Source organism: Aquabacterium sp. (assembly GCF_021768455.1).
Lineage (GTDB): Bacteria > Pseudomonadota > Gammaproteobacteria > Burkholderiales > Burkholderiaceae_C > Aquabacterium.
Genome location: NZ_JAIZVX010000030.1, coordinates 1 through 19088, shown reverse-complemented (window position 1 = coordinate 19088; position 19088 = coordinate 1). Strand labels below are relative to the sequence as shown.

At 66.1% G+C, this 19088-nt stretch carries 19 protein-coding genes; 6 read left to right on the top strand and 13 right to left on the bottom strand.

Going from position 1 to position 19088, the window contains the following annotated elements; genetic code table 11:
- The first annotated feature begins 32 nt into the window (after positions 1-32).
- Positions 33-497, top strand: coding sequence for a thioesterase family protein (locus tag QZ994_RS06255; RefSeq protein ID WP_290869763.1), 465 nt, complete (start codon positions 33-35; stop codon positions 495-497).
- Here the strand turns inward: QZ994_RS06255 and QZ994_RS06250 are convergent.
- The 6 genes from QZ994_RS06250 to QZ994_RS06225 form a co-directional block, all read right to left on the bottom strand.
- Positions 487-981, bottom strand: a complete 495-nt coding sequence (locus tag QZ994_RS06250) for a hypothetical protein (RefSeq protein ID WP_290869760.1) — start codon at positions 979-981, stop codon at positions 487-489. The genes QZ994_RS06255 and QZ994_RS06250 overlap by 11 nt on opposite strands.
- Positions 978-1448, bottom strand: coding sequence for a CopD family protein (locus QZ994_RS06245; protein ID WP_290869757.1), 471 nt, complete (start codon positions 1446-1448; stop codon positions 978-980). Before QZ994_RS06245 ends, QZ994_RS06250 begins: the two co-directional genes overlap by 4 nt.
- A gap of 82 nt (positions 1449-1530) precedes the next feature.
- Positions 1531-3459, bottom strand: coding sequence for a sugar phosphate isomerase/epimerase and 4-hydroxyphenylpyruvate domain-containing protein (locus tag QZ994_RS06240; RefSeq protein WP_290869754.1), 1929 nt, complete (start codon positions 3457-3459; stop codon positions 1531-1533).
- Between the two features lie 60 nt (positions 3460-3519).
- The gene (locus QZ994_RS06235; protein ID WP_290869751.1) at positions 3520-4929 is read right to left on the bottom strand and encodes an MFS transporter; all 1410 of its coding nucleotides are present in this window, start codon (positions 4927-4929) and stop codon (positions 3520-3522) included.
- Positions 4930-5214: 285 nt separating this feature from the next.
- Positions 5215-5772 (bottom strand): hypothetical protein, encoded by a 558-nt coding sequence (locus QZ994_RS06230; protein ID WP_290869748.1) that lies wholly within the window; start codon positions 5770-5772, stop codon positions 5215-5217.
- 114 nt (positions 5773-5886) lie between these two features.
- Positions 5887-7212: a nitrate- and nitrite sensing domain-containing protein gene (locus QZ994_RS06225; protein WP_290869745.1), complete on the bottom strand. Its 1326-nt coding sequence runs from the start codon at positions 7210-7212 to the stop codon at positions 5887-5889.
- A gap of 230 nt (positions 7213-7442) precedes the next feature.
- Here QZ994_RS06225 and QZ994_RS06220 point away from each other — a divergent pair, with 230 nt between their 5' ends.
- The 3 genes from QZ994_RS06220 (at position 7443) to QZ994_RS06210 (ending at position 9779) form a co-directional block, all read left to right on the top strand.
- A complete protein-coding gene (locus tag QZ994_RS06220) occupies positions 7443-8048 on the top strand; it encodes a TetR/AcrR family transcriptional regulator (RefSeq protein WP_290869742.1) in 606 nt (201 codons plus the stop codon).
- A gap of 97 nt (positions 8049-8145) precedes the next feature.
- Positions 8146-8841, top strand: a complete 696-nt coding sequence (locus QZ994_RS06215; protein WP_290869740.1) for a type 1 glutamine amidotransferase domain-containing protein — start codon at positions 8146-8148, stop codon at positions 8839-8841.
- 509 nt (positions 8842-9350) lie between these two features.
- Positions 9351-9779: a hypothetical protein gene (locus QZ994_RS06210; RefSeq protein ID WP_290869737.1), complete on the top strand. Its 429-nt coding sequence runs from the start codon at positions 9351-9353 to the stop codon at positions 9777-9779.
- Positions 9780-10011: 232 nt separating this feature from the next.
- Here QZ994_RS06210 and tkt read toward each other — a convergent pair whose 3' ends face one another.
- The 7 genes from tkt to QZ994_RS06175 all read right to left on the bottom strand — a co-directional run bounded on the left by tkt (position 10012) and on the right by QZ994_RS06175 (position 17296).
- The gene (tkt, locus tag QZ994_RS06205) at positions 10012-12033 is read right to left on the bottom strand and encodes a transketolase (protein ID WP_290869734.1); all 2022 of its coding nucleotides are present in this window, start codon (positions 12031-12033) and stop codon (positions 10012-10014) included.
- 1 nt (position 12034) lies between these two features.
- The gene (gene tal / locus QZ994_RS06200; protein WP_290869731.1) at positions 12035-12997 is read right to left on the bottom strand and encodes a transaldolase; all 963 of its coding nucleotides are present in this window, start codon (positions 12995-12997) and stop codon (positions 12035-12037) included.
- 38 nt (positions 12998-13035) lie between these two features.
- Positions 13036-13680, bottom strand: a complete 645-nt coding sequence (locus QZ994_RS06195) for a nucleoside/nucleotide kinase family protein (protein WP_290869728.1) — start codon at positions 13678-13680, stop codon at positions 13036-13038.
- Positions 13677-13985: an ATP-binding cassette domain-containing protein gene (locus QZ994_RS06190; RefSeq protein WP_290869726.1), complete on the bottom strand. Its 309-nt coding sequence runs from the start codon at positions 13983-13985 to the stop codon at positions 13677-13679. Before QZ994_RS06190 ends, QZ994_RS06195 begins: the two co-directional genes overlap by 4 nt.
- A 405-nt stretch (positions 13986-14390) precedes the next feature.
- On the bottom strand, positions 14391-15182 hold the full coding sequence (locus QZ994_RS06185) for an ATP-binding cassette domain-containing protein (RefSeq protein ID WP_290869723.1): 792 nt from the start codon (positions 15180-15182) through the stop codon (positions 14391-14393).
- A 1-nt stretch (position 15183) separates the two neighbouring features.
- Positions 15184-16143, bottom strand: a complete 960-nt coding sequence (locus tag QZ994_RS06180; RefSeq protein WP_290869720.1) for an ABC transporter permease — start codon at positions 16141-16143, stop codon at positions 15184-15186.
- A gap of 157 nt (positions 16144-16300) precedes the next feature.
- Positions 16301-17296 (bottom strand): sugar ABC transporter substrate-binding protein, encoded by a 996-nt coding sequence (locus QZ994_RS06175; RefSeq protein ID WP_290869717.1) that lies wholly within the window; start codon positions 17294-17296, stop codon positions 16301-16303.
- A gap of 282 nt (positions 17297-17578) precedes the next feature.
- On the opposite strand from QZ994_RS06175, the gene QZ994_RS06170 reads away from it, so the two are divergent.
- Together QZ994_RS06170 and QZ994_RS06165 are read left to right on the top strand one after the other, a co-directional pair.
- Positions 17579-18598 carry a LacI family DNA-binding transcriptional regulator gene (locus QZ994_RS06170; RefSeq protein ID WP_290869713.1) on the top strand — a complete coding sequence of 340 codons (1020 nt, stop codon included), beginning with the start codon at positions 17579-17581 and terminating at the stop codon, positions 18596-18598.
- A gap of 146 nt (positions 18599-18744) precedes the next feature.
- On the top strand, positions 18745-18876 hold the full coding sequence (locus QZ994_RS06165) for a hypothetical protein (protein WP_290869711.1): 132 nt from the start codon (positions 18745-18747) through the stop codon (positions 18874-18876).
- The last annotated feature ends 212 nt before the right edge of the window (positions 18877-19088 follow it).

The window sequence follows — 19088 nt, the reverse complement described above, 5'->3', positions numbered from 1 at the left end:
GCATCATCTGCGGCCAGCCACCTCACGCCGCCATGTCCAGCCCTGCCACCGCCGCCATCGCCTGGGACCACCCCGCCCCCTTCACCCTGTCCTTGCGCGTGCAGGGTGAGCACATCGACCTCATGGGCCACGTCAACAACGTGGTCTACCTGAAGTGGCTGGAGGACGTGGCCTGGGCGCACTCGGTGGCCCTGGGCCTGGGCCCGGCCCAGTACGAGGCCCTGGGTCACGGCATGGTGGTGCGCCAGCACGAACTCACCTACCTGCAGGCCACGCGCCTGGACGAGCCCCTGTTGCTGGCGACCTGGATCACCGGCGCCGACAAGCTCTCGCTGCACCGCGCCTTCCAGTTCGTGCGTGAAGCCGACGGGGCCACGGTGTTCCGGGGGCGCACGCACTATGTGTGCGTGGACATCGCCGAGGGCAAGGTGCGGCGCATGCCGGCCGCCTTCACACAGGCCTATGGCGCGGCGGCACGGCCGCCCGTCAGCGGTTGAGCGCCCGGCAGGCCGCCTCCAGGCTGCGGCCCTGGGCGTCGCTCAGGCCCGCGTAGACCCCGCAGGGCCAGACGAAACCACCCTGCTCGCGCGTCATCCAGTAGGGCGGCTCGGTGGCACAGACATCGAGTTGGGCCACACGCCAGCGCCCGTCGGCACGGGCGAGCACGGCCCAGAGCATCTTGTCGAGCTGCGGATCGCAGGCCTTGGCCTTGCGCCAGTCCAGCGGGCCGCCGTTGGCCTGCACCAGGCTGCCCACGAGCACGGCCCAGTTGGCATCGACATTGAGGCGGGTGACCACGAAACGCACCGGCTGGCCGGCCTGCACGCTGGCCGGGCCCCGGGCGGCCTCGAGGATGGCCTGGCGCTCGGTGGCGGGCAGTTCGGCAGCCTGCGCCAACAAGGCCGTGAGCAGGCAAGCCGCCATCGCGTTGCGCGCCCACGCGATTTCCGTGCGCCTGACCACCTGCAACGCGGGGCTCAAAAGCGCCACAAGGCCGCGAGCAGCACCACCGCCGACAGGCCCAGATTGGCCAGCACCCACTGGCGCACCTGGCCCAGGGCCGCGGCCCCGGCGGGCCAGTCGGAGGCCTGCACCGCCCGCGCCAGACGGGGGTAGAGCGCAAAGCGGATGTGGAGGAAAACCAGCACCATCACCGTGCCGAGGGCGGCCATCACGGCCCAGCCCAGTGGCATCTGAAAGTGAACCCCGGCCTCGCTGACGTGGCGTGCGGTTCGCCCGATCATCCAGCCCCCGCTGAGGAAGGCGAGGGGCGCGGCCACGAGCACCAGGCGAAAGAAGCGGCCCAGCACCGCGCTCATCAGCGTGAGGCGTTGGGGCGGGGGCAGTTCGGCCACGGCCGGGCGCAGGCAGAAGTGGGCGAACACCATGCCGCCCACCCACACGAGGATGGCCAGCACATGGACGGTCTTGAGGAGGCTGTAGAGCATGGGGCCATCATGCCGCAGACTGCGACCCGGCCTCGGCCAGGGGCGCGCAAAAGCCCCGCCAGCCCATCGGGCGAGAGGGGGCTCAGCCCGCCTGCTGCGCCGCGCGCCACTCGGCCAGGGCGGCCAGGCGGAAGGGGGAGTTGGTCGAGCCGTAGAGGTCGTAGCCACCGCGGCGCTCGATGAACTCGAACTCGAAGCGGTCGTCGAAGGGGGCGGCGTAGGCGTGCAGGTACTCGCCGCCCTGGGCATCGCGCTCGTAGAACACGCCGGCTTCGCGCAGGCCCTGCAGGAAGGCGGGGTCGAGCGCGTACTTGGCGTCGAGGTCGTCGAAGTAGTTGTCGGGCACAGGCAGCACGGGGGCGCCCTGGGCCCGCAGGGCCTTCATGGAGGCGATCAGGTCCTGGACCTCGATGGCCACCTGCTGCACGCCACCGCCGCCCAGGCGGGCCACGGAACGGGAGATGGCGGTGTTGTCGCGCTCGGAGACGATCAGCGAGGTGCGGATGGCCTTGTCGCTGGACTCGATCTCGCGGCTGCGCAGCACGCCAAAGGGATCATGCAGCACCACGCTGCGCTGCGGCGTGAGGCCCAGCACGGCGCGCTGGAACAGCACCCAGGGCTCGATCTGGCCGGCCGGCACGGCCTGCACCAGGTGGTCGACGCGGGCGGTGGCGGTGGGCGCGTGCGCGGCCAGGGCGGCCACGGCATCGGCGTCCATCACGAAGTCGGCTTCGAAGGCATGGTGGCCGTCGGCGTTGGCGGGCGGGCAGAAGTAGAGCAGGCTGCCATCGGGGGCTTGCACGGCGGGGATGTCCAGCTCACCCTGGCCGATCTGGCCGGTGACGCGGGTGCAGCCCAGGGCCTCGGCGCGCACGATGGCGGCCTGCGGATTGGCGGTGGTCAGCGCGGTGGCGCAGGCCGAGGTGCCGTGGCGCTCGAAGTAGTGGCGCGAGAAGGACTCGGTCTCGCGGTTGAGCACGATGCGCACATCACCCAGACCGTAGAGCTCGACGTCCTTGGAGCGGTGGCGGCCGATGCGCGAGAAGCCCAGGCTGAGCAGGAGCTCGGCCAGTCGGGCCGCGGCGGCCGTGTCCACGGAGAATTCAATGAAGGACCAGCCGGCCAGCTTCGGGGCGGGCGGCGGGCTGAAAAGGCTCACCTGGGGCGCTGGGGCCGCAGACGGCGCAGCGGCCGCACGGCTCAGACCCACCTGCTCTTCGAGCCACAGCAGGGAGCGCATGGCGTCGACCGCGTTGGCGCGGGCCGGAGCCGAGCGGAACTCGTCGTTGAAGATCTCCAGCGAGATCGTGCCGGTGTAGCCGGCGTCCAGGATGGCGCGCATCATGCCCGTCACATCGAACTCCCCCTGACCGGGGAAGCAGCGGTAGTGGCGGCTGTGGGTGAGCACGTCGGTGTTCACCCAAGGTGCGTCGGCCAGCTGGACGTAGAAAATGCGGTCGCCAGGGATCTGGCGGATGGGGGCGGGGTCGTCGCGCAAGGACAGCGTGTGGAAGCTGTCGAGGCACATGCCCAGTGCGGGGTGGTTGACCTTGCGGACCACGTCCCAGACCTGCGAGAACAGCTTGACCTGGGAACCCCAGGCCAGGGCCTCGTAGGCGATGCGCTTGCCGCGTCGGCCGGCGGCCTCGGCGAGTTGCGCGAACTGCTCGGCCAGGCGGTCGGTGTCACCCAGGGCATCGGGCTGCACGCTGGAGCACACCAGCAGCAGGTCGGTGCCCAGGGCGTCCATCAGGTCGAACTTGCGCTCGACACGGTCCAGGCTGCGCGCCACCTGCGCCGGCGTGCTGCCGTCGAAGTCGCGGAAGGGCTGGAACATGTCGATGGCCAGACCGAGGTCGGCCGCCATCGCCTTCACGTCCTGGGGCTTGCCCGAGAACTGCAGCAGGTCGTTCTCGAAGATCTCGACGCCGTCGAAGCGTGCGGCCGCGATGGCCTGCAGCTTGTCGCGCAGCATGCCGGAGAGGGAGACGGTGGCGATCGATCGGCGCATGGGAAAGCCTCAGAGGGATGGGCGATGGCGTGAGCGCACGCGGCGCTCACGGCAGAGGGCTCAGGTGAAGGACTTGAACGACTGCGAGTTCAGCACCGACTGCTCGCGCAGCTTGTCATAGTCGGCCTTCTTCATCGGCACGGCATCGGGGTTGCCCAGCTCGTTCATGGGCACACGGTAGGTTTCGCGGGCCGTGAAGGCAGACAGGGCAGCCAGGGCGGTGATCGCCAGGGTGATCGAACCGACCACCAGGGGGATGTTCTCGGCACCGGGAGGGGCGACGGCCGTGAAGACGGCTGGCAGCATGGCGGTGACCAGGGTGCCCAGGTTCTGCGAGATGGCCATGGCCGAGACGCGGGTGCGGGTCGGGAACAGCTCAGGGTAGAAGCTGGGGAACACGGCGTTGTAGCCCTGGTAGACGATGCCCCACATCAGCAGCGACATGCAGACGGCCAGGGGCACGTTGCGGATGCTGATGGCGTAGAGGTAGGCAAAGGACAGCAGACCCGAAGCCAGTGCGCCGACGATGATGGGCGGGCGGCGGCCGATCTTGTCCGAGAGGTTGCCCACAAACGGGATCACGATCACGGCCAGGATGTTGCCCATCACGGGGATCCACAGGTAGACGTCCTTGCTGAAGCCGATGCCATAGCCCGGCTGCACGGCGTAGGCCGCACCGAAGATGGAGGTGACCACGGGGATCACGTTCATCAGCGCCATGCAGATGACGCGCAGCATGTCGCGCCAACTTTCCTGAACGGCCTGGACCATCGGGGCCTTGACCACGGCGGCCTTGGCTTCCACTTCGGCGAAGGCGGGCGTCTCGCTGACTTCACGGCGGATGATGTAGCCAGCCACGATCACCACGAAGCTCAGCAGGAAAGGAATGCGCCAGCCCCAGCTGTTGAAGGCCTCGGGCTCCATGTAGTGGGCCAGGGGGAGGAAGACGGCGGCAGCCAGGATCTGACCGGCCTGCACGCCCTGCAGCGTGAAGCTGCCGAAGAAGCCACGGCGGCCAAAGGGGGCGTGCTCCATGATCATCGAGCTGGCGCCCGAGATTTCACCGGCCACGGCGAAGCCCTGGATCAGGCGCAGCAGCACCAGCAGCGCGGGGGCCAGCAGGCCAACCTGGTCGTAGGTGGGCAGCAGGCCCACGGCGATGGTCGAGAAGCCCATCAGGAACATGCACAGCACCAGCACGTTCTTGCGGCCGTGGGTGTCACCCCAGTGGCCCAGGAAGAAGGCGCCGATCGGGCGGGCCACATAGCCCACGCCGTAGGTCGCCAGCGAGGCGATGATGGCGGTCTTCGGATCGCCCTTGGGGAAGAAGATCTGCGGGAAGATCAGCGCCGCGGCGGTGGCGTAGATGAAGAAGTCGTAGTACTCGAGCGCCGAACCAATCCAGCCACTGGCTGTGGCCTTCTTGGTCTGGTGCTCGCCGTCCGGCTCGTGTGCTGAGATGCTGGCCATGCTGGTGTCCGAGGTGAGAGAGAGGGAGAGAAATCAGTGGGTCGCGCAGCACCTGGTGCTGCGCGTGCGGTGGAACCGAGGGGGACGCGGTGCGACGGCTGGCCGCCCGCGTCAGCACAGGCTTGTGGCCCGAACAGGGCGCCAATGTAGGCGCCGAGCGCCCGGCGCGCCAGCCACGCAGGCGCGTGTTTGCGCGCACTGCGAACGCACGGGATCGCATTGCGAGCGCATTAGTGGTTTCCCCCTAGAGGGAAGAGTATGCGCCAAAGGCCGATCGGCCCCGGTTCAGGCCTGCCGGCGTTGCGCCAGGCGGCCCGCCAGCACATCGGTGGCGGCCACGATCTCGGTGGCGCGGCGCTGCATCAAGGCCAGCATCTCGGCCAGGAGCTGGTCGGGGGGCGCCTCGGCCACGCCCTCGCCGACCAGCCAGCAGGCCAGGGCAGCTTCGTCGCGGCCCAGGGCGCGGGCGGTGTCTCGCTGCCAATCGCTGCCGTAAAGCAGGCGGGCGGCGTCGCGGAAGAGCGCGCGGGCCTGGGCCTCTGCGGCGCTTTCACGGGGACCCGGCACATCGGCAGAGGGAGGGCTGGGCATGTCCTGCATGGCCTCGGCCAGGCGGGAGATCTCGGGCAGGATGGCGCGCACCAGTTCGGCCCCGGCCAGGGGCACATGCCAGCAACGCAGGTCGGCGCGCCAGCGGGCCTTGGGCACCCAGCGCAACAGGCGCTCCAGGGTGTCGGTGTAGCCGGCCTGGATCAGCACGGCCTCGTCGGTCAGCCTGACCCAGGGGTTGGCGGGAAAGGGGCGGGCGGCCAGGGCAGCCCGGATTTCGTCGTCGGTCCGCATGGGGTCTCCTGCGCGATGGGGTTGCCCCATGCTAGGTCGGCCCCAGGGTACACCGGCCCCGCACGCGTCATGCCCGAGCAAGGTGCTGGGGCGGCGCACCGTGGGCGCCCGGCCTCACTTGGCGCGCGCGCCGCCCTGCCCCGCGAAAAACACCTCGGGCAGGGCCAGGGTGGCCTCGGCCACGTCGAGCAGGCGCCGGTTGTGGTCCATCGAGGCCTTCTGCAGGGTGCGGAAGGCGGCCTCTTCGCTCAGGCCCAGGCGCGACATCAGCGCGCCCTTGGCCCGCTCGATGACCTTGCGCTCGTGCAGGGCACGGCGGGCGGTGTCGAGTTCGACCTCCATGCTGGCCAGGCGGGCCGCCTGGGTCTGCACCAGGTCGACCAGGGAGGACACGGTGACCGGGTCGCTGGCGGCCAGGCCCGGTGCGCCCGACGCGGCCGTGCTCGCGGCACCTCCGGGCCCCGGCAGCACGGGCGCGGCCTCGGGCTGCTCGGAGGCGTTGAAGAAACGGTCGACCGCGTGGGTGTGGGGCGGCGGGTTGTCGCGCAGGCGCTGGAGCAGGCCTTCGGAGTCTTCCAGGTCGCGCTCGGCGGCTTCCTGCTGGGCGGCACAGGCCTGGCGCAGGCACTGCACCAGCTCGATCTGGATGGCCCAGAGCTCGGAGATGCGCTCGCTGGCGGCCTGGAACCAGGCCTCGCTCAGGGCGGTGTCCAGCGTGGCGCCGGGGCGGGCGGTGCACAGGGTGCGGCGCAGGCGCTCGAGCAGGGCCACGGTGGGCTGCAACTGGTGCTGCTGCCAGCGCTGGCGCAGGCTGGGCTCGGCAAACTCCTCGAACACGGCCAGGCTGCGCTCCTGGGCATCGATCAGGTGGACGATGCGCTGCTGCTCGGCATCGTCGTGGCGGCCCGAGGCAAAGAGCTGTGCGCCCACGGCGCGCTCCTGCCCGGCAGCCTCCTTGCCCTGCAGCAGGTGCACCAGGGCCACCAGCAAGCGGGAGACGGCGGGGTGGCGGGCCACATCGGCCACGTGAAAGATCAGCTCGACCAGGCCGGCGATCAGGCGGCTGAACGCGGCCACGGCGTCGTGCGCGCTGGGCACCAGGTGGTCGACCTGGTGGCGCAGGCCCGCCAGGGCGTTGAGGTCCAGCTGCACCCAGGCCATGAGCGAGAGCATGCGCGCGGTGGCGCCCAGCTCGGGTCGCTGCTGGGCATCGAACAGGGCCTGAACGGCCTGCTCGATGGGCTGGGCTTCGGCCAGGGCCGCGGCCCGCTCGGCCTGGAAGCGCTGCCCACCCGAGGCCAGAAAGACACTGGTGACACCGCGCTCGCGCTGCAGCACGTGGATGAGTTGCCCGATCACATCGACAAACTCGACCCGCGCCGCGAGCTGGCGTGCGTCTTCCAGCTCCAGCTGTTTGGCGCGCAGGACAAGTTGGGACACGGTCTGGGTCATGGTGGCGGCGAGGGCGTGACAGGCCTGCTGGACACCGGACCAGGCACCAAGCCCGCCGGCCCGGAGGCCTCAGGCGAGATTGTCCGCAATTTGGGGGCCCGGAACGGGTAAGCCGTCAACATGACCAGGGATGCCATGCCAGGTCTCACAAGAAAGAAAAGAGCGAAGGAAAGAGCGCATCACTAGACGACCGGTCTAATTTGCATTACCATGCCGCCATGGCATCGACCTCTTCCCCCGACCACTCGCCCGTGCGCGCGGACATCCTCGCCGTCGGCCAGCGGATCATGGCCTCCAAAGGCTACTCCGCGGTCGGCATCAACGAGATCCTGGGCAGCGCGGGCGTGCCCAAAGGTTCGTTCTACCATTACTTTGGTTCGAAGGACGCCTTCGGCCAGGCCATGCTGGACGCCTACTTCGCGCAGTACCTGACCGAGATGGAAGACACGCTGGGGCGCCCGGATCGCACCGCCGCCGAGCGCCTGATGGCCTATTTCGAAGGCTGGCGCGAGGGGCAGTCCCTCTCGGAATGCCAGGGCAAATGCCTGGCCGTGAAGCTGGGCGCCGAGGTGGCCGACCTGTCGGAGGCCATGCGGGACGCCATGCAGCGCGGCACTTCGGGCATCGTGGCGCGCCTGGCGCAGACCATCGCCGCAGGTCAGGCCGATCGTTCACTGGCTGCCCTCACCCCGCCGGCCGCGCTCGCTGAAAGCCTTTACCAGCTCTGGCTGGGGGCCAGCGTGCTGGCCAAGGTGGCCCGCCACCCGCGGCCGTTTGACGCCGCCCTGGCCACCACACGCCAGCTGCTCCAACCCGCCCACTGAGCCCCGCTCGAACCCCTTTCTCCTGCGCCTCACCCGGGGCGTTTTCTTCGCACCGGAAACTAGTAGACCGGTCTATTCAATCGAAAAAGGCAATCCCATGAACATCCTGATGGTCCTCACTTCCCACGATCAGCTCGGCCACACCGGCCTGAAGACCGGCTTCTGGCTCGAGGAGCTGGCCGCGCCCTACTACGTCTTCAAGGACGCCGGCGCGAGGATCGTGCTCGCATCGCCCCAAGGCGGCCAGCCGCCGTTGGACCCCAAGAGCAATGAACCCGCCTTCCAGACCGCCGAAACCCACCGCTTCGAGGCCGACGCCGAAGCCACCGCCCAACTGGCCCAGACGGTGCGCCTGGACAGCGTCGCCGTGGGCGAGTTCGATGCCGTCTTCTACCCCGGCGGTCACGGCCCCCTGTGGGACCTGGCCGAAGACCCCGCCTCCATCCGCCTGATCGAAGGCTTTGTGGCCGCAGACAAGCCGGTGGGCCTGGTCTGCCACGCCCCAGGCGTGCTGCGCCATGTGAAGGCGCCAGATGGCCGCCCCCTCGCCCAGGGCAAGCAGGTCACCGGCTTCGCCAACACGGAGGAAGACGCCGTGGGCCTGAGCCAGATCGTGCCCTTCCTGGTGGAAGACATGCTCAAGGCGCAAGGTGGGCAGTACAGCCGTGGGGCCGACTGGGGCGTGCACGTGGTGGCCGATGGCCTGCTCATCACGGGCCAGAACCCGGCATCCTCGGCCGACACCGCGCGGCGCCTGCTGGCCGAGCTGGGCGCGCCCCCCGCGCAGGATTGAGCCGGGCGGAGCCGGGACACGGCAGGGGCGGGGGAAGTTCGCTACATTGGCAGCCACATCGGAACCTTGTCTTCAGCTGACGAGGGACGTGAAAACAAAGTTTCGAACTCAGTTCACTATGGAGCCGTGACCCAACCGCCAGCAAAACACGCTGGCAAAGTTTCGAACTCGCTGCGCAAGATTTCGGCCGCCCCGGATGACTTGCATGGCAATGTCTCGAACCCTGTTGTCAGGCAAGCACTATTGAGCCCATGTCGCAATGTCTTCCGATGACCTCGCCTACTGCTCGTAGTTGCTTGGATCAAGGTGCTCCGAGTTCGCCCTTCACGTGCAGCGACGCGCCACTGCCGGAGTTACAACGGGCTTCGGGGCAGCAACGATGCGCCGCAACTGCTCAACGAGTTCGAGCAACGCAGAATTTCGGCCGCCGACCTCGGACACATTGACGTAGAAGCCAGCCATCACGGACTTTTCAGGCCTTGGGCTTTACGGCCGCACAGGCTGGGCTGATGCTGGCGGGCTTCACCACCGTTTTCATGATGGCCAACCCCATTCCGGCATTGGTGAGCCGAGGTGCAGACAGACGCTGGCCCATCGCTGGCTTTGCGAGCGCCTTCCTGGCCGGTCTCGGCTTCCTGATCTTCAGGCCGCAGGCCCAGAACTGGCTGCCCGTCGTGCTGCTGGCTTTGGGCATCGGCGGTTCGTTCTCGCTGGGGATGACGCTGCCGCTCGACAATGCGGACGAGGCCAATTCGTGGACTTCGTTCGTGCTGGCCATGGGGTATGGCCTGGGCGCCCTGGGACCTTTGACCCTGGGGCTCGTGAGAGACCTCACGCACAGCTTTGGGCCAGGCCTTTGGGTGCTGGCAGCAGTGGGTGCGCTGAAGCTGATGCTGGCACCATTTCTGTACGGGGGAAGGCTCCGAAAGGCTGCCTGACCAATTGGACAGTCATCGAAATGCAGAAAAGCGTGGTGGCAAAACCCCAGGATGCCCCCGACCTGCCCGAATTCCAGATGATGCCGGCTGAAATCGACTCCCATACGCTGGGCATTCGACGAGCGACTTGAGCCGCGTGATGCGGGATCCGATGGACGCGAACGGCCTGCGGCGATCAATGTTTGCGCTGGCCGCTGATTCCTTTCCAACGCAACAACATTCTTGCAATCAGTCACCTCGCAGATCGTGCATGCCTCGCCATGCTGGCGAGCGCAACGTTGACGACCCGTTCAGCGCTCATCTCGAAATGCGTGGCGAGGGCATCCGCCGAGCCCGATTCACCGAAGGTGTCGATACCCACGGCACCACCGCGCAGCCCCACGTACTTGTGCCAGCAGCTGGTCACACCCGCCTCCACCGCAACACGCGGAACGCCGGGCGGCAACACACCGTCCTGCCAGTCGTCGCCTTGACGATCGAAGGTGGTGGTCGAAGGCATCGAGACGATGCGCGCCGAAACACCTTCTGCGGCCAGCAGTTGGCGCGCTGCCACAGCCAGCCCGATCTCCGACCCGGTCGCGATGAGCACCACGTCGAGACTGTCGCCCTCCTCGCGCATCAGCACGTAGCCCCCGCGCCGAATGTCGGCCAGCGTCTGCGCATCGCGCGTCTGGAACGGCAGGTTCTGCCGCGACAGGATCAGACAGGTTGGCGTGGCTTTCTGCTCCAGCGCGTGTTGCCAGGCGACAAAGGTTTCCGCGCTGTCGCAGGGTCGCCAGACGTCCATGTTCGGAATCAGTCGCAGCGTTGCCGTCTGCTCCACCGGTTGGTGCGTCGGTCCGTCCTCACCAAGGCCAATCGAGTCGTGCGTGAGCACATAGATCGGGTTGATCTTCATCAGCGCGGCCATGCGCAGCGCATTGCGTGCGTACTCCGAGAACATCAGGAAGGTGCCGGCGAAGGGGCGCAGCCCGCCGTGCAGGGTTAGCCCGGTCATGATCGCGGCCATACCGAACTCGCGCACGCCGTAGTGAATGTAGTTGCCACCTTGGCGCGCCAGCACTGGCTTGCAGGTGCTCCATTTCGTCAGGTTCGATGGCGCGAGGTCGGCAGACCCACCGACCATTTCGGGCACGATCTTGGCCATCTCTTCGATGGCGTCCTGAGAGGCCTTGCGCGAAGCGATCGTCGCGGCGCGCTCGTTCCAGCGCTGCAGCGCTGTGGCACACGAAGCAGCAAAGTCCGCCGGCAGATCGCCCCGCATCCGACGCTCGAATTCACTGGCCAGGGCCGGATGTTCGGCGCGGTAACGCGCCATCGCACCCAACCAGGCGGCCTCGTCAGCCTCGCCGCGGGCTCGCGCATCCCAGTTTTGCTTCACGTCCTCAGGCAACACGAATGGCTCATGGGGCCAGTCCAGGAAATCGCGCACGGCCAGGATCTCGGGCGCACCAAGCGGTGACCCATGCACTTCGTGCGAGCCTGCCTTGTTCGGCGAACCATGGCCGATGTTGGTTCGGCAGCAGATCAAGGTCGGCCGGTCGCTGGACTGCCTTGCTCGCACGATGGCAGCGTCGATGGCATCCGCGTTGTGGCCGTCGACGGCCCGGAGTACCTGCCAGCCGTAGGCCTCGAAGCGCTTTGGCGTGTCGTCGGAGAACCAGAGGTCCACCTCACCGTCGATCGAGATACCGTTGTCGTCGTAGAAGACGATCAGCTTGTTCAGGCCCCACGTGCCGGCGAGCGAGCAGGCTTCGTGCGAGATGCCTTCCATCAGGCAGCCGTCGCCGCAGAACACATAGGTGTGGTGGTCGACGATACAGTGGCCATCGACATTGAACTCGACCGCCAGCATCTGCTCAGCCAGCGCCATGCCCACGGCATTGGCCAGGCCCTGACCGAGTGGCCCGGTGGTCGTCTCAACACCCGGCGTGATACCCAGTTCGGGATGGCCCGGCGTGCGGCTGTGCAGGCGCCTGAAGCCTTTCAGGTCGTCCATCGTCAGGTCGTAACCCGTCAGGTGCAGCAGCGCATAGAGCAGCATCGAGCCGTGCCCGTTGGACAGAACGAAGCGGTCACGGTTCGCCCACTGCGGGTTGGCAGGGTTGTGGCGCAGGTGGCGCGTCCACAGCGCGGTGGCAATGTCAGCCATGCCCATCGGCATGCCGGGGTGGCCCGAGTTCGCCCGCTGCACCGCGTCGACCGCGAGCATGCGGATGGCATTCGCACCTTGGGTGTCGATGGCGACAGTCATCTCATCGTCCCCCGGCCTTGATCTCGTCGATCATGCGCTCCAGCGCGATCGCATCGATGACGAACTGGCGGATGCCCTCGGCCAGCTTCTCGGTCGCCATCGCGTCTTGGTTCAAAGCAAGCCGGAACGCGGATTCGTCCAGGCGCAGCCGTTCCATCGGTGCCGGCAATGCCGACCGGGCATCCAGCACTTGCTGCACCGGAGCCTCGCTCGCGGCGAGCTCTGCGAGCAGGTTGGGGCTGATCGTCATCAGGTCGCAGCCGGCCAGCGCGAGGATCTGGCCGATGTTGCGGAAGCTCGCGCCCATCACCTCGGTGGCGATGCCGTGCTGCTTGTAGTAGCGGTAGATCTGCACGACCGACTTAACGCCGGGGTCGTTGGCGCCGGCGTTCGCGGCTTCGTCCCAGCCACTGCCGGCGTTCTTCTTGTGCCAGTCGTAGATGCGCCCGACGAAGGGCGAGATCAGCTGCACCTGCGCGTCTGCACATGCCGCAGCCTGGGGCAGCGAGAACAGCAGGGTCAGGTTGCACTTGACCCCTTCTTCGGCCAGTTGTCGCGCGGCCTGGATGCCTTCCCACGTGGACGCCATCTTGACGAGGATGCGCGAGCGGTCGATGCCGGCGTCGTCGTAGCCTTTCAGAAGGCGGCGCGCACGTGCGATCGTGCCTTTCGTGTCGAAGCTCAGGCGCGCATCCACTTCGGTCGAGACGCGGCCTGGCACGATCTTGAGGATCTCGACGCCGAAGGCCACGAGCACGTGGTCGGCGATGTCCGCGGTAGCCTCCTTGGCGTGGGCAGCGACCACCTGTTCGAGCAGCGGCCGGTAGGTCGGCGACTGCACGGCCTTGAGCACCAGGGACGGATTGGTCGTCGCATCCTGCGGTGCGTACTGGGCCAGTTGCCGGAAGTCGCCAGTGTCGGCAACAACTGTGCTGAACTGCTTGAGTCGATCGAGTTGGTTCATGGTGCTTGTCCAATAGGGTGTTTGAGATTCGGGCCGGTTCAGGCGCCATCCCAACGAAACACGATGTCTGCGCGGGGCCGGGTGGTCGCGATCAAACGCGCATTGGGCTCATCGGTGGCGCTCACCCACGCCATCGCGTCCTGTCGGCTGCGGCCGAACTGTTCATGGCGCTGCGTGAGGCGGTTCACGCGCAGGGAATCATCGACATCGACGTACCAGACCTCATCGAGCAACGCGGCGACGTTCGCCCAAGGGCCGTCGTCGAGCAACAGGTAGTTGCCTTCGGTGATGACGAGGCGGGTCTGCGGAAAAACGGGAATGGCGCCCGCTACCGGTTCCTCGATCTCGCGTCGAAACTCGGGCGCATAGACAACTTCATCGGGACGCTGCTGCCGCAGGCGTTGCAGCATGGCGGCATACCCTGTGCTGTCGAAGGTGTCAGGCGCTCCTTTGCGTTCGGTGAGGCCGAGCCGACGGAGTTCGACGTTCGCGAGGTGGTAGCCATCCATCGGGACCACTTGCGACACATCGGAGAAGGCGTGCTGCAACGCCAGGGCGAGTGTTGACTTGCCGGCACCCGGTGCACCGACCAGACCGAGCAGCTTGCGCTGCCCGTCCTGGAGGAGTTCGCGCACACGCGCCAGGTAAAGCGACGAGACGGTGGGAAGCAGTGGAACAGTCATGGTGTCATTGGAGTCATGTGCCGAGGCCTGGAATCAGAATTTGGCTTGCCTTCGAGATGAAGGTGCCCGCGGGTAGGTTGATGGACACCCGCCAGCAACTTGACGCAGGTGCTCTTGCCGGCGCCGTTTTCACCCAGTACGAGGACTTCGCCAGCGCAGAGATCGAAGGACACATCCTCGATCGCCGTCGTGCCGCCGAAGATTTTGGTAGTTTCGAACAGGCCGACGATCGGCCGCCGCTGGAGCAACTCCGTCATCGGGGCCCCGCTCTCGGCGGCTGGCATGGCTGCCAGCAGTTGCTTCATCTCGTTGCCCTAGGGTCGGTTTGTCATTGACCGGATTGAGAGCAAGTATCGCCGATAGCAAGCGCATGCGCAAGCGCTTGCTATTCAGGGATTTCCATGCCGTTGAATCGTTCCTGGATGACTTCGGGTGAATCGGGCGATAGGCGGCGAACGTCTGCCTTTCGAGCTGACCTCAAAGGTCTCCTTCGGCGAACAACGGCGCGAGGCGCCTCCCGCGGACGTGGAGCCACCCGACACCTGGACTGGAAGGGCCGCGTCTGGTGGGTATCGTCATCCGTTCGCTGAATCGCTCACCGCCGCCGCAGGTTCAAAATCTGCGGGCGCACGCGTCCTTTGGTGATCGCACCGCCAACACCGGATAGACGCCTTCAACATGGCCTTCTTCTCTTCGTCCTGTGGTACTCATCACGCTAGGCATTCCGCGGGCAGCTTGTCCGGCGTCAGCCCGCCGGTCATCACCGCCACCGTGTCGCTCATGCTGATCTTCCTGGGGTTCAGCACGGCGGCACGTTTGCCCAGGCGGGCGACGTGGATGCGGTCGGCGATCTCGAACACGTGCGGCATGTTGTGCGAGATCAGGATCACGGCCAGGCCCTTGTCGCGTACGCGGCGGATCAGTTCCAGCACCATGTTGCCTTCCTTCACGCCGAGCGCGGCGGTCGGCTCGTCCAGGATCACCACGTGCTCGGCAAAGGCCGCCGCGCGGGCCACGGCCACACACTGGCGCTGGCCGCCGGAAAGCGTTTCCACCGCCTGCGTCATCGAGCGGATACCGACCTTCAGGTCGTTCATGCGGGCGATGCTGGTCTCGAGCATCTTCTTTTTGTCGAGCATGCGCAGCACGTTGCCGGCGAAACCTTCGCGGCGCAGTTCGCGGCCGAGGAAGAGGTTTTCGGCGATGGTCATGGCGGGGGCCACGGCCAGGTCCTGGTAGCAGGCCTCGATGCCAGCTTGGCGGGCTTCAATCGGGGTCTTGAAGCCCACCGGCGTGCCGTCGAGCAGGATCTCGCCTTCATCGGGCACGGTGGCGCCCGAGAGGCACTTGATCAGCGAGGACTTGCCCGCGCCGTTGTCGCCGATGACTGCCAGGATTTCGCCGGCGCGCAGTTCGAAGTCGGCGCCGTCCAGGGCCGTGACTTGGCCGTAGCGTTTGACCAGGCCATTGGCCTGCATCACGATGGGTTGTTTCGAAGCCATTTCAGCGAGCTCCCTTGCGAGACAGTTGGTCCACGGTCACGGCGATGATGACGAGAATGCCGGTGATCAGCACTTGGTAGACGGACGACACGCCCATCAGGGTCAGGCCGTTGCGCAGCACGCCGACGACGATGGCGCCGGCCAGCGAGCCGAGGATCATGCCGCGGCCTCCGAACAAGCTGGTGCCGCCGAGCACGACCGCGGTGATCGCGTCGAGGTTTTCGGTCTGGCCGGCATTGGGGTCACCCACACCGGTGCGGGCCACGCTCAACAGCGACGCGATGCCGTAGAACACGCCTGCCAGCACGTACACGCCGAGCAGCACACGGTCGGTCGGGATGCCGACCAGGCGGGTCGCTTCGGGGTTGTTGCCCACGGCGTAGACGTGACGGCCCGAGGCTGTGTCACGCAGCCAGAACCACGCGCCCAGGTACAGGATCACCATCAGCACGGTGCCGTAGGAGATGGCGGCGCCGCCGATACGGAAGGTGTTGCCCAGCCAGGTCATGGCGTCCGGCACCGAGGTGATGGTTTGTGCGCCCGAGTACAGCTGGGTGATGGCGAATGCGATGTTGAAGGTGCCCAGCGTCACGATGAACGGGGGCAGCCTGATGCGGGTGACGAGCAGGCCGTTGATCAGACCGAAGGCGGCGGTGACCGAGATGCCCGCCAGGATGGCCAGCGGTGCAGGCAGACCGAAGTCTTCAGCGATCTTGGTCATGACCACACCGCCCAGGGCCATCACCATGCCGCAGGAGAGGTCGATGCCGGCCGTGAGGATGATCAGCGTTTGACCCATGGCGATGACGCCCACCACAATGACCTGCTGCAGGATCAGCGCGAAGTTGGCGCTGGAGAAGAAATTGTCGGTGGTGACGCCGAAGATCGCGCAGGAGATGGCCAAGGCGATGAATGGCCCCATCTGGCTGATCGGTGGCAGCTTTTCTTTGAATGTACTCACGGTGGTTCTCACTGAGACGTGTTGCGGTGGGTGGAATGAAAAAGGCGCCCACCTCGCAGCGAACGGGCGTCGGGCCCGCGCCGCGCGGGAGCGCATTCGGCGCTGCGTCAGAGGTGTCAGGCGCGAGGCGCCCCGGACACCTCATGCGATCAGCGATTTACTTGGTGCCCCAGCACAGGTCGGTGCCGACCTTCACGCTCTTGCTGTCGACGCCCTTGATGGCCTTGTCGGCGATCAGGGTCACGCCGGTGTCGACGTAGCCGCTGGCCTTCTTGCCAGTCTTGGCGTACTCGACACCAGCCGCCACGCCCATCGAGGCCATCTTCAGCGGGTACTGCTGCGAGGTCGCGGTGATCACGCCCTTGCCGACGTTCTTGACGCCTTCGCAGCCGCCGTCAACCGACACGATGGTCACGCCCTTTTCCTTGCCGGCGGCCTTGAGCGCGTTGTAGGCACCAGCGGCTGCGGGTTCGTTGATGGTGTAGACCAGGTTGATGTCGGGGTTCTTCTGCAGGCAGTTTTCCATGCCGGTCTGGCCCTTGGCGCGGTCGCCGAACGAGTCGGCCATGCAGACCACTTCAGCGGGCTTGGCCAGTTCGTTGTTCTTGGCGTCGAACGATTGCAGACCGTAGCCTTGCAGGAAACCGTTGTGACGCTGTGCGCCCACCGGGTGGCCGGGGAACAGGTCCAGCGTCGCGATGACCGGCTTCTTACCGCCCAGCGCGGCCTTGGCGTATTGGCCGATCAGCACGCCGGCCTTGAAGTTGTCGGTGGCGAACAGGGCGTCGGTGGCGTCAGCCGGATCGGCCGGGCTGTCCAGGGCGATGACCATCACGCCAGCGGCGCGGGCCTTTTTGATGGCTGGCACGATGGCCTTGGAGTCGCTCGGGGTGATCAGGATGGTCTTGGCGCCAGCGGCGATCATGTTTTCCATCGCGGTGATCTGGCCAGCGTTGTCGCCGTCAGCCTTGCCGGCACCCGTAAGCAGCTTGGCGCCAAGCTTCTTGGCTTCGGCTTGCGCGCCTTCCTTCATCTTGACGAAGAAGGGGTTGATTTCGGTCTTGGTGATCAGGCCGATGACCGGCTCGGCGGCCATGGTCGCGCCGGACGCGGCCAACAGCGCCGCGATAACTGTAGCGTGCTTGAAATTCATCGAATGTCTCCAGTGCGTGGTTTAGGTCCGATAGTCGCCATGTGAAAGCACTTGCTCATCCACATGCCGCGTGCAATTATGATTGCAGGCAAACGCTTGCGCAAGCGCTTGCTATATAGGGAATTCCATACTATCGATGCGTGACAGCGTCGGCCTGCGCTGCACTTCCGCGTTCTTGGCCAAGGGCGGTGCGATAAGATCAATGCCAGCTCGTCTCGCGTCGTGACTGTTCACGATCGACCCGTATGCCGCCGCCCGACGCGATGGCGATCAGTAGCTGAGATGAGTTTCAACGGAGAAATGATGATCACGATGGAAACCGTCGCGGCGGCGGCAGGTGTATCGACGTCGACTGTTTCGCATGTCATCAACAAGACACGCAAGGTTCACCCCGACACCGAGCGCGCTGTTCTGGACGCCATCGAACGGGTCGGCTATTCTCCGAACCACTTGGCACGGGCCTTGGCCGGAGCGCCGACCAGGACGGTCGGGGTCGCCATCTCGGCGCTGTCGAACCACTACTTCGCGACCGTGGTGCAGGCGATCGAGGCAGAGTGCGCGGCAAGCGGCTTGATGATGTTGCTGGCCGACACACACGAGGACTCCGACTACGAATTGAAAGTGGTGCAGGCCTTGCACGAGCGGCGTGTCGATGGAATCCTGATCGCGCCAACCGCTGACCCGCAGCATCGCGCTCTGGACTACCTGCGTGACAAGGGCGTGCCCACCGTCCTGGTTGACCGCTACGTCGGCACGACCTTCGATCAGGTGGGCGTTGAGAGCCGCGATGCGGCGCAGACCTTGGTGTCGCACGTCATTGGGCTGGGCCACAGGCGCATCGCATTTGTGTCTGGTGTGGCAGGCCTGTCAACGACGACCGAACGACTCGAAGGCTATCGCCTGGCATTGGAGGCGGCACGCATCAAGTTCGATCCTGCCTTGGTCCGGAGCGGCGAATCCAGGATCGAGCCGGCCTGCGAGGCCGTCAAACATTTGCTGTCGCTCGACACCCCCCCCACGGCCCTGGTGACAGGCAACAACCTGATGACGATCGGGTCGATGCAGGCCTTGCGCGCTGCGGGTTTGATTGTTCCGAAGGATATTTCTCTCGTCGGCTTCGATGACTTCGATTGGGCCGAGGTCTTTTCTCCGCGATTGACGGTCATGGCGCAACCCGTTGATGAACTCGGGACCAAGGCGGTGCGCCTCCTGACCCGACGGATTGCGAACCCGAGCGCGCGCAGACAGACGGTTCGGCTTGCTCCGACCCTGCGCATTCGCGATTCCGCAGGGGCAGCTTGATTCGTGTGATGGTGGGCGAGCCCCAGTTCGCGTGCAGCGAGGTCTCCGTGTCATTCCTGGCCCAGCACGCGGGCTTTCCACAAGAAGGTCGTACATCCCCAAAGCGGCCGTAGGCGAATACATGTTCCGGCGCTGATAATTCCCGCATGACACGTAAGTGGCAATGCATCGTTCTTGATCACGCTCGCGACGAAATTTACAAGGACATTGAAGGCGTACTTGAGGTCGCTGAATGGCGTGAAGGCAAGAAGTTGATTCCTCGCGAATGGTATGAGTGACAGCCCGTTTCTAACCATTAGATTCGGACGATCAACCGCGACAAGTCGAGAGATCTCCTTGGCCTGGCTTTGAGCCCCTTAGTCGATTACGCCGTCAACGAATCACAGTAGTCTCGACCTGTGAGGACGCACGAAACGCCCAAATTGTTTAAGCCCATCATGGATGGTTCGAAACTTTGTTTTCAGATTCCTTGACGCCCCCCATGCTCGCC